The sequence below is a fragment of the Nonomuraea marmarensis genome, from assembly GCF_043197025.1.
GTDB lineage: Bacteria > Actinomycetota > Actinomycetes > Streptosporangiales > Streptosporangiaceae > Nonomuraea > Nonomuraea marmarensis.
In genome coordinates, this window is record NZ_JBICRM010000059.1 from 25,425 (window position 1) to 34,150 (window position 8,726).

Annotated in this window: 11 protein-coding genes; 5 read left to right on the forward strand and 6 right to left on the reverse strand. The window is 69.9% G+C overall.

Annotation, left to right across the window (positions count from 1 at the left end):
• Positions 1–185: 185 nt before the first annotated feature.
• Together ACFLIM_RS47740 and ACFLIM_RS47745 are read left to right on the forward strand one after the other, a co-directional pair.
• Positions 186–557 (forward strand): VOC family protein, encoded by a 372-nt coding sequence (locus ACFLIM_RS47740; RefSeq protein ID WP_393177115.1) that lies wholly within the window; start codon positions 186–188, stop codon positions 555–557.
• A 117-nt stretch (positions 558–674) separates the two neighbouring features.
• The gene (locus tag ACFLIM_RS47745) at positions 675–1,250 is read left to right on the forward strand and encodes an HD domain-containing protein (RefSeq protein ID WP_393177117.1); all 576 of its coding nucleotides are present in this window, start codon (positions 675–677) and stop codon (positions 1,248–1,250) included.
• 102 nt (positions 1,251–1,352) lie between these two features.
• Here the strand turns inward: ACFLIM_RS47745 and ACFLIM_RS47750 are convergent, their stop codons facing one another.
• Positions 1,353–2,699 carry an ankyrin repeat domain-containing protein gene (locus tag ACFLIM_RS47750; protein WP_393177119.1) on the reverse strand — a complete coding sequence of 449 codons (1,347 nt, stop codon included), beginning with the start codon at positions 2,697–2,699 and terminating at the stop codon, positions 1,353–1,355.
• Positions 2,700–2,868: 169 nt separating this feature from the next.
• On the opposite strand from ACFLIM_RS47750, the gene ACFLIM_RS47755 reads away from it, so the two are divergent.
• Positions 2,869–3,606, forward strand: a complete 738-nt coding sequence (locus ACFLIM_RS47755) for a DUF1707 SHOCT-like domain-containing protein (protein ID WP_393177121.1) — start codon at positions 2,869–2,871, stop codon at positions 3,604–3,606.
• Positions 3,607–3,630: 24 nt separating this feature from the next.
• Here the strand turns inward: ACFLIM_RS47755 and ACFLIM_RS47760 are convergent, their stop codons facing one another.
• The 5 genes from ACFLIM_RS47760 to ACFLIM_RS47780 form a co-directional block, all read right to left on the reverse strand.
• Positions 3,631–4,344 (reverse strand): sirohydrochlorin chelatase, encoded by a 714-nt coding sequence (locus ACFLIM_RS47760; protein WP_393177123.1) that lies wholly within the window; start codon positions 4,342–4,344, stop codon positions 3,631–3,633.
• A 59-nt stretch (positions 4,345–4,403) separates the two neighbouring features.
• Positions 4,404–5,132 (reverse strand): phosphoadenylyl-sulfate reductase, encoded by a 729-nt coding sequence (locus tag ACFLIM_RS47765; RefSeq protein WP_393177125.1) that lies wholly within the window; start codon positions 5,130–5,132, stop codon positions 4,404–4,406.
• A 136-nt stretch (positions 5,133–5,268) separates the two neighbouring features.
• Positions 5,269–6,957 carry a nitrite/sulfite reductase gene (locus tag ACFLIM_RS47770; RefSeq protein WP_393177127.1) on the reverse strand — a complete coding sequence of 563 codons (1,689 nt, stop codon included), beginning with the start codon at positions 6,955–6,957 and terminating at the stop codon, positions 5,269–5,271.
• A gap of 105 nt (positions 6,958–7,062) precedes the next feature.
• Complete coding sequence (locus ACFLIM_RS47775; RefSeq protein WP_311132608.1) at positions 7,063–7,146, reverse strand: putative leader peptide; 84 nt, start codon at positions 7,144–7,146, stop codon at positions 7,063–7,065.
• A gap of 82 nt (positions 7,147–7,228) precedes the next feature.
• Positions 7,229–7,354, reverse strand: coding sequence for a hypothetical protein (locus ACFLIM_RS47780; RefSeq protein ID WP_393177129.1), 126 nt, complete (start codon positions 7,352–7,354; stop codon positions 7,229–7,231).
• Positions 7,355–7,410: 56 nt separating this feature from the next.
• On the opposite strand from ACFLIM_RS47780, the gene ACFLIM_RS47785 reads away from it, so the two are divergent.
• Positions 7,411–8,175, forward strand: coding sequence for a TIGR03084 family metal-binding protein (locus ACFLIM_RS47785; RefSeq protein ID WP_393177133.1), 765 nt, complete (start codon positions 7,411–7,413; stop codon positions 8,173–8,175).
• A 54-nt stretch (positions 8,176–8,229) separates the two neighbouring features.
• Entirely contained in the window at positions 8,230–8,604 is a 375-nt protein-coding gene (locus ACFLIM_RS47790; RefSeq protein WP_393177131.1) for a YccF domain-containing protein, read from the forward strand.
• Positions 8,605–8,726 lie beyond the last annotated feature (122 nt).

Below are 8,726 nucleotides of genomic sequence, written 5' to 3' on the forward strand. Positions count from 1 at the left end.
GTGGGCGTGCTGCTGACCCAGCGCGAGTTCGACTCGCCGGAGGCGCCGCGGTTGTTCCAGGACTTCTGGACGGCGGCGTACGCGGCGATCGACGATTGACCGGCGACCCGCGATTTGACGGGTTGTTTGGGCGGGTCGGTGCCGGCGTCATTCATGGCCGGGCGGAGCTCGGGTAAGAGGATCTCATGGCATGCCGTATCAGTGAGCTCGTGCTGGACTGCCGTGACCCCGAACTGCTCGCCCGATTCTGGTGCGAGGTGCTGGGTTTCGTGGTGCTCGCCCGGGAGGAGGACGGGATCGAGATCGGTCCGCAGGTGGGGTTCGGCGGCCTGCAGCCGACGCTCGTGTTCAACCGGAGCGAGGAGCCCAAGACCGGCAAGCTGCGCCTGCACTTCGACCTCAACGCCACCGACCGCGACCAGCAGTCCGAGCTGCATCGGATTCTCGCGGCGGGAGCGCGGTTCGCGAACATCGGCCAGTCCGGCAGGGAGAGCTGGCACGTGCTCATCGACCCGGAAGGCAACGAGTTCTGCCTGCTCCGCGTGCGCCTCGACTGACCGTCCAGGCCGTCACAGCGTATGCTCGCGGACAATTTGACCCGCCGTCCAGGCCCGCCGCGACGAATTCCGCCTATCCGTCGTCTAGGCTCGGCGCATGGACGAGAGGGGGGCCTGATGGCGGACGAGGAGACGGGGCTGGCGGGCTTGCTGTACGAGTTCGGGCTGCTCAAGCGCTACAAGCGAACCGGGTGGCTGGTCGCGGGCGTACGCGATCCCGAAAGCATCGCCGAGCACTCGTTCCGCGCGGCCGTGATCGCCAGCATGATCGCCAAGCTCGAGGGCGGCGACCCGGAGCGGGCCGCGTTCATGAGCCTCTTCCACGACACCCAGGAAACCCGCATCACCGACATCCCGTACATCGGCAAGCGCTACCTCAAGCCGCCCTCCAACGAGGAGGTCACCGCCGACCAGGTGCGGGGCGTGCCCGCGGAGGTGGCGGACATGCTGGCCGACGCGGTGGGGGAGTACGAGGAGAAGGCCAGCCTCGAAGCCGTCTGCGCGCGGGACGCCGACAAGCTGGAGTGCCTCATCCAGGCCGTCGAATACCGCGAGCAGGGACACCAGAACGTCCAGGGGTGGATCGACAGCTCGCTGGCCGCGATCACGACCCCGACGGGCAAGCGCCTCGCGGAGGAGGCCCTGGGCACGGGGACCCTGGAATGGGTGACCCGCGTGCTCAACGGCGACTGACCCCAGGCCCGTGAGCGGCGGCCACGACGAAGGGCGTCCTCCGAAGCGCGCCCCCGGGAGCGCACATCCCCCGGAGCTCTCCTGAGAGCGCGCTCTTTGGCGCTACTCCGCGCCCGGCTCCGTGACGAGGTCTCTGGCGTACTCGTCGTCGCTCTCCGCCAGCACCCGCTGCACCCCCTGCGAAGCCCGCTCATCCCCCCGTTCGGCGAGCCCGCGGGTGGCCTCGGCCACCGTGCGCAGGTCCGGGTCCGTGAGCCGGGCCGCCAGCGCCTCCCTGATCAGCGGCGTGTCGGCGGACAGCCCGGCGAGCCCCGCCGTGGCCCAGTCGCGGACCTCCGCGTCCTCGTCCTCCGTCATGTGGATCAGCAGCGCCAGCCCGTCCTCGTGGTCCGGCGGCAGCACGTCGGCCAGCGCGATCGCGTCCGTCATCGTGCGCTGGTGTCCGGGGCGGCCGATGAGGTCGAGGACGTGCGGCAGCGCGCGAGGGTCGCCCTGGTGGCCGAGCGCGGCCAGGACCGACCGCAGGACATGCGGGTTGCCCTCCGTGGTGACCATCTTCTGCAGCAGCGGCAGCGTCCGCTCCAGGTAGGGCTTCTCCCCGTCCGCGAACCCGAACTGGGCGATCGCGTCCACCCCGAACTCCCGCTCCCTGGCGTCCTCGCTCACGCACAACCTGGCCAGCGCGTCGTACGTCTCCTCGTCCGCCCGTTTGCCCAGCGCGTCGGCGACGATCCACCAGGTCTCGGCGTCCTCGTCGATGTCGCGGTGCGCCACGGCCCGGGCCACGAGCTGGTCCACCGGCGTGTACACGCCGGCCGCGTCCTCCAGCAGCGTCGCGACGGCGGCGTGGCCGCGCTGGGCCTGCACCTGCTCCGTCTCCGAGCCGTCGGCCGACCGCCCGGCCACCGTGACCAGCTCGGTGCCGTCCTTGGCGTACTGGCGGGCCACGACGTATTCCCAGCCGTCCTGCTCGATCTGGTCCAGGAGCGCGCTCTCCAGGTGCACGCCCACCCAGGCGACGGCGATGTCGAGCGCCGTGTCGCCGTCGCCGTCGAACTTCCCGTGGTCGGCGCCCGCCTCCAGCAGCACCTGCACCACGCCGAGCGCGCCGCGCCTGGCGGCCAGCGTGAGCGGGGTGTCGCCGTCGTCGTTGGCCGTGTCGACCTCGGCTCCCGCCTCGATCAGCACCCTGGCGGTGGCGGCGTGGCCGTTGGACGCGGCCCAGAGCAGCGCCGTCCAGCCGCCCGCCTCCCGGCCGTTCACGTCGGCACCCGCCGCCAGCAGCGCGCTCGCCACTTCGCTGCGGTCCCAGGCGGCGGCCGCGCAGAGCGGCAGCCCCTCTTCCTCGCCCTCACTGAGCCTGTTGGGGTCGGCGCCACTCGCGAGCAGCTTGCCCACGGTCTCGGACTCGCCGTTCAACGCCGCGCGGTAGAGCTGTTCCTCATGCATGACAGGACCCTAGCCTGGTCCGGCCGCGCCCCGGGCCTTGCTAGGGCCATGTCATCGCCTGGTACGCGCCCTGGCCCCGCCCGGGTTCAAACACCATGACAAAGACGCATGACAGGTTTCCTCCCGCAGGAGGAGCTGCAAGCCGGGCAAGACGCGATATGTTGCGAGTATGACTGATCCTGGTGAGGTCCGCGCGTCGGACGCCGAGCGCGAGGCCGTCGTCGAACAGCTCCGTATCGCCTCGGTCGAGGGCAGGCTCACACTCGCCGAGCTGACCGACCGCACCGAGGCCGCCTACACCGCGACCACGCACTCCGAGCTGGCCCTGCTCACCCAGGACCTGCCCGCGGGCGCCATGCCCGCGCCCGCGCCCGCGCCGGCGGTCCGCGAGGGCAGGAAGCGCAGGTGGTTCGTGGGCATCATGGGCGACTCCAAGCGGCGCGGCACCTGGAAGATCGACCAGGAGCTCGGCGCGGTCGCCGTGATGGGAGATGTGCTGCTCGACCTGCGCGAGGCCGAGGTACGCACGAACACGGTGGACATCATGGCCGTCTCCGTGATGGGCGACGTGAAGATCATCGTGCCCGACGGGGTGAACGTGGACCTCGACGGCGTGGCCGTCATGGGCGACAAGAAGGTGGACGTCCTGGAGGCGGCCCCCGGCATGAACGTCCCCGTGGTGCGGGTGAAGGCGTACGCGGTGATGGGCGACGTCAAGGTGATCGGCGACTCGCGGGCGCAGCCGTTGCAGCGCGGGTTCGCGGCCTGGCGGGAGCACTGGCGGCAGCTGCACGGCGAGGACTGGCGGGAGCTGGGCAGGCAGGTCCGCTTGGAGGGCCGTGAGCTGCGCAGGCAGCTGCGCGACGAGCACAGGAACGAGCGCCGCGGCCTCAGACGCGGCTACTGACCCGGCGATCTCCCCCGTGACCGGTCAGCCGACCAGGGACACCGGCTGCCGCTGGGCCGACTCGTAGCGTTCGAGGAGCACGTCCACCAGCTCCGGCGCGGGCCCGAGCACGTCCGACACGACCGCCGCGCCCGCCTCCAGCGTGCTCCGCCGTACTTTGTCGGCGAAGTAACCGGGAGCCAGCAGGTACGGCGCGACGACCACCCTCGGCGCACCCGCCCGCCGCAACTCCGCGACCGCCGCCGCGGGAGACGGATCGGCGGCCGAGGCGTAGCCGGCGGACACCGTCCACCAGCCAGAACGCCGCCACGTCCGCGCCAGCCCCGCGATCACCGCGTTGGCCCTGGCGTCGCTCGAACCCGCCGACACCAGCACCACCGCCGTGTCCGGATCACCCGCCCGCACGCCCGCCTCCGCCAGCCGCCGCTCCAGGGCGGACAGCAGCAGCGGGTGCGGCCCCAGCGTGGCGCCGTAGTGCACGCGCAGTCGCGGGTGACGCGCGCGGACCTCGTTGAGCGCCGCCGGCAGGTCCACCCGGCTGTGGTACGCCTCCGTCAGCAGCAGCGGCAGCACCACGGCCTCCTCCAGGCCGTTCAGCGCCTGACCCAGGGCCGGAGTGCAGTGGTCCAGGTACGCCACCCGTACGGGCACCTCAGGGCGCGCCAGGCGTACCCGGTCGAGCAGCGCGGCCACGGTGGCGGCGGCGCGCGGATCTCGCGACCCGTGCGCCACCGCCACCAGTGGCACGCGATCGGGGGCCGTCCCGCCTGCCAACGGAACGGGTCCCCTGCTGGGGATCACAGGTGAATGCCGCATTCGACCTTCCCCAGGCCCGCCCAGCGTCCGCTGCGCGGATCCTCTCCCTCCGCGACCTGCCGCGTGCACGGCGCGCAGCCGATCGAGGGGTAGTTGTCATAGTGCAACGGGTTGATCAGCACCCCGTTGTCGGCCATGTAGTTGTCGACGTCGTCCTGGGACCAGGCCGCGATCGGGTTGACCTTGACCATCTGCCGCTTGGCGTCCCACTCGACGACCTTGGTGTTCGTCCGGCTGGGCGACTCGTCGCGGCGGATGCCGGAGATCCACGCGAGGTACGGCTCCAGCGCCCGGTTCAGCGGCTCCACCTTGCGCAGGTAGCAGCACAGGTCCGGGTTGCGGCCGAACAGGCGGGGGCCGAGGTCGCGATCCTGCTCCTCGACCGTCCGCGAAGACCTGATGTCGATCACGTTGACGTCATAGACCTGCCGCACCGCGTCCCGCGTGCCGATCGTCTCGGCGAAGTGGTAGCCGGTGTCGATGAACAACACGTCCACGCCGGGTTTGACCCGGCTCACCAGGTCGATGAGCAGGGCGTCGCTCATCGAGGACGTCAGGCACAACCGGTCTCCGAACGTCGCCGCCGCCCACCGGATGATCTCCCGGGCCGGGGCGCCCTCCAGGAAAGTCGCGGCCGACTCGACGATGTCCTGCAGGTCGAGCGTGCCGCGTTGCTGTCTCAGGCCGACCTCGATGTCTACCAGCGTCATATCTTCACTCCGATGCCAAGGAATTTCAGCTTGAAAGCGCGGGCGCAGGCGCGGCAGTACCAGCCGCCGTCCCCTTCGTAGGGCTCGAGGTCCTCATCGCCGCAGTACGGGCAGTGGAAGGGAACCGCTCGCGTGGTCACTTCAGGTCCGCCTCGTCCGCTCGCTGCACCCAGTCGGAGAACGACTCGCCTTCCTTCTTCTGGGTGTCGTAGTTCGTCACGACGCGCGCCACGTAGTCGGGCAGCGCCTTGGCGGTGGTCTTCAGGCCGCGTACTTTCCGGCCGAAGCCCGGGTTGACGCCCAGCGAGCCGCCCAGGTGGATCTGGAAGCCCTCGACCTGGTCGCCGTTCTCGTCCACCACGAGCTGGCCTTTCAGGCCGATGTCGGCGACCTGGATGCGGGCGCAGGAGTTGGGGCAGCCGTTGACGTTGATGGTCAGCGGCTGGTCGAACGACGGCAGCCGCTGCTCCAGCTCGTCGATCAGCTGCGCCGCCGTGGCCTTGGTCTCGACGATGGCCAGCTTGCAGTATTCGATGCCGGTGCATGCCATCGTCTGGCGGCGGAACGTGGACGGCCTGACCTGCAGGTCGTTCGCCTCCAGTTCGGCCACGATCGAGTCCACCTGGTCGGGCGTGACGTCGAGGACGACCATCTTCTGCTCGACCGTCGTGCGGACCCGGCCGGAGCCGTGCCGCTCGGCGATGTCGGCGATCGCGTGCAGCTTGTCGCCGTCCAGGCGGCCCACCTTGGGCGCGAAGCCGACGTAGAAGTTGCCGTCCTTCTGCGGGAAGACGCCGACGTGGTCGCGGCGGCTGCCGCGCGGCTGCTCGGGCGCGGGCCCGTCGGGCAGTGGCGCCTTGAGGTATTCGGTCTCGAGGATCTCCCGGAACTTCTCCGGCCCCCAGTCGTTGACCAGGAACTTGATCCGCGCCCGGTGCCGCAGCCGCCGATAGCCGTAATCCCGAAATATCCCGACGACGCCCTCGTAGACGTCGGCCACCCGCTCCCGCCGTACGAACACGCCCAGCCGCTTGCCCAGCATCGGGTTCGTCGAGAGACCGCCGCCGACCCACAGGTCGTAGCCGGTCTCGCCGCGCTCGTTGACCACCCCGACGAACGCGATGTCGTTGATCTCGTGCACCGTGCAGTGCGCGGGGCAGCCGCTCAGCGCCGACTTGAACTTCCGCGGCAGGTTGGAGTACGCCGGATTCCCGAGGACCCGCTCCTGGATCTCATGGATCTGCTCCGTCGCGTCGAGCACCTCGTCGGAGTCGATCCCGGCCAGCGGACAGCCGAGGATCACGCGCGGGGTGTCGCCGCACGCCTCGGTGGTGGACAGGCCCACGGCCTCCAGGCGCTCCCAGATGTCCGGCACCGACTCGATCTCGATCCAGTGCAGCTGGATGTTCTGGCGGTCCGTGAGGTCGGCGGTGCCGCGGCCGTAGTCGTTGGAGATGTCCGCGATCGTACGGAGCTGGGCCAGGTCGAGCTGCCCGCCGTCGATGCGCACGCGCAACATGAAGTAGCGGTCGTCGAGCTCCTCCGGCTCCAGGATCGCCGTCTTGCCGCCGTCGATGCCGGGCTTGCGCTGGGTGTAAAGGCCGTACCAGCGCATGCGACCACGCAGGTCGGCGGGGTCGATGGAGTCGAAGCCCCGCTTGGAGTAGATGTCGATGATGCGCTGGCGGACGTTGAGGCCGTCGTCGTTCTTCTTGTTCTCTTCGTTCTTGTTGAGCGGCTCACGGTAACCGAGAGCCCACTGGCCTTCGCCGCGCGGGCGCTTGTGGTGCCGGCTGGCAGGAGTGCGGCTGGCAGGGGTGCTCATTGCGCGTCCTTCGGATCATGGGCGCGCAGCGTTCCTCCTGCCTCATCATCGAGGACAGGGGTGGAGAGGAGGTGCGACGCGCTCAGCGGCAGGAAAAGAACTTGGTTAGCGGGCGTCGCAACAGATGGCACTGCGGACACGCTGAAGATCGACGTGGCGTCGACCGACGAGCATGGGATCCGCTGGCATACAACGAAGATACTCCGGCCGTCCGGGATGTCCAAGACGGGGTCCAGAGTGTGGGACTGCCCGGCTCTGCCGCGACCCCTGATCAGCCCTGGCGGCGCCAGCCCAGCTCCGACTCGTGCGGCTCCTCCTCGACCTGGTGCTGGCAGTCGCACCAGGAGCCGCCGCGGCAGTCCTCGTGGCGTTTCTCCTTGCAGCTCTCGCAGATCACGCCTGCAATTATTCTCCCAGAACCTTGTTCGGGTTACGCTGGCGCGCGTGGACCTCATGGCCGAGTTACTGGACGACCTGCGTGCCGAGACCGCCTCCTTGGAAACGCTGCTCCAGCCCCTGCGAGAGGAGGACTGGGAGCTGGCCACGCCCGCCGAGGGGTGGGCGATCCGCGACCAGGTGAGCCATCTGGCCTGGTTCGACGACGCCGCGAGCCTGGCGGCCACCGACCCCGGCGCCTACAACGCCTCGCTGGCGGACTTCGCGTCGGTCGACGATCTCGTACGGGAGTCGCGCGGGATGCCCCCGGCCGAGCTCCACGAGTGGTTCCGCACGGCCCGCGCCCGCAGCCTCGACGTGTTCGGCACGCTCGACGCCCGCGATCGGGTGCCGTGGTTCGGGCCGGAGATGTCGGCCGCCTCCTTCGTCACCGCGCGCCTGATGGAGACATGGGCCCACGGCCAGGACGTGGCCGACGCGCTCGGCGTCGCCAGGGAGCCGACCTCCCGGCTGCGGCACGTGGCCACGATCGGGTTCAGGGCCAGGCCGTACAGCTTCGCCGCGCACGGTCTGCCCGCACCCGCCGAGCCGGTGCGCGTGGAGCTGACCATGTCCGACGGGCGTGTCTGGACGGCGGGGCCAGCGGCGGCGGCCGGCGTGGTACGCGGGCCGATACTCGACTTCTGCCTGGTCGTCACCCAGCGCATCCACCTGTCCGACACCGCGCTGGAGCTGACGGGCGAGCCCGCGCGGGCCTGGATGGAGATCGCGCAGGCGTTCGCCGGAGCCCCGGGCAAGGGACGGGCGCCCAAGTCAGGGTGAGGTCAGGGTCCTACCGGATGACGCGGACCGCACATTCGATGACATGCTGTGAGCATGCGCACGATTCTGAACGTCATCTGGCTGGTGTTCGCGGGGATCTGGCTGGCCATGGGATACGCGCTGGCCGGGATCATCTGCTGCATCCTGATCGTCACGATCCCGTTCGGCATCGCCTCGTTCAGAATCGCCGCCTACGCGCTGTGGCCGTTCGGCAGGACCGTGGTGCGCGACCCGGACGCGGGCGTGTTCTCGATGCTCGGCAACGTCATCTGGTGCGTGGTCGCCGGCATCTGGCTGGCCATCGGGCACGTCGTGACCTCGATTCCGCTGTTCGTCTCCATCATCGGCATCCCGATGGGCATCGCGAACCTCAAACTGATCCCCGTCTCCCTCCTTCCGCTGGGTGCGCGCATCGTTGACAACGACTAATGGGGCTTCGCCCCAGCCCGACGAGCCATGTGTGGCGGTGGGGGTAGATGAAGGGGCTCCGGCCGGAGGAGACGGTGACACTGAGTGTCCCGTTATTGACCGCCTGCTGGCAGTGGTAGGCC

What these genes read in the sequence shown, in the direction of transcription:
- ACFLIM_RS47740 (WP_393177115.1), top strand. Translation starts at nt 186, where the DNA reads ATGGCATGCCGTATCAGTGAGCTCGTGCTGGACTGCCGTGACCCCGAA.
- ACFLIM_RS47745 (WP_393177117.1), top strand. Translation starts at nt 675, where the DNA reads ATGGCGGACGAGGAGACGGGGCTGGCGGGCTTGCTGTACGAGTTCGGG.
- ACFLIM_RS47750 (WP_393177119.1), bottom strand. Translation starts at nt 2,699, where the DNA reads ATGCATGAGGAACAGCTCTACCGCGCGGCGTTGAACGGCGAGTCCGAG.
- ACFLIM_RS47755 (WP_393177121.1), top strand. Translation starts at nt 2,869, where the DNA reads ATGACTGATCCTGGTGAGGTCCGCGCGTCGGACGCCGAGCGCGAGGCC.
- ACFLIM_RS47765 (WP_393177125.1), bottom strand. Translation starts at nt 5,132, where the DNA reads ATGACGCTGGTAGACATCGAGGTCGGCCTGAGACAGCAACGCGGCACG.
- ACFLIM_RS47770 (WP_393177127.1), bottom strand. Translation starts at nt 6,957, where the DNA reads ATGAGCACCCCTGCCAGCCGCACTCCTGCCAGCCGGCACCACAAGCGC.
- ACFLIM_RS47775 (WP_311132608.1), bottom strand. Translation starts at nt 7,146, where the DNA reads ATGCCAGCGGATCCCATGCTCGTCGGTCGACGCCACGTCGATCTTCAG.
- ACFLIM_RS47785 (WP_393177133.1), top strand. Translation starts at nt 7,411, where the DNA reads ATGGCCGAGTTACTGGACGACCTGCGTGCCGAGACCGCCTCCTTGGAA.
- ACFLIM_RS47790 (WP_393177131.1), top strand. Translation starts at nt 8,230, where the DNA reads ATGCGCACGATTCTGAACGTCATCTGGCTGGTGTTCGCGGGGATCTGG.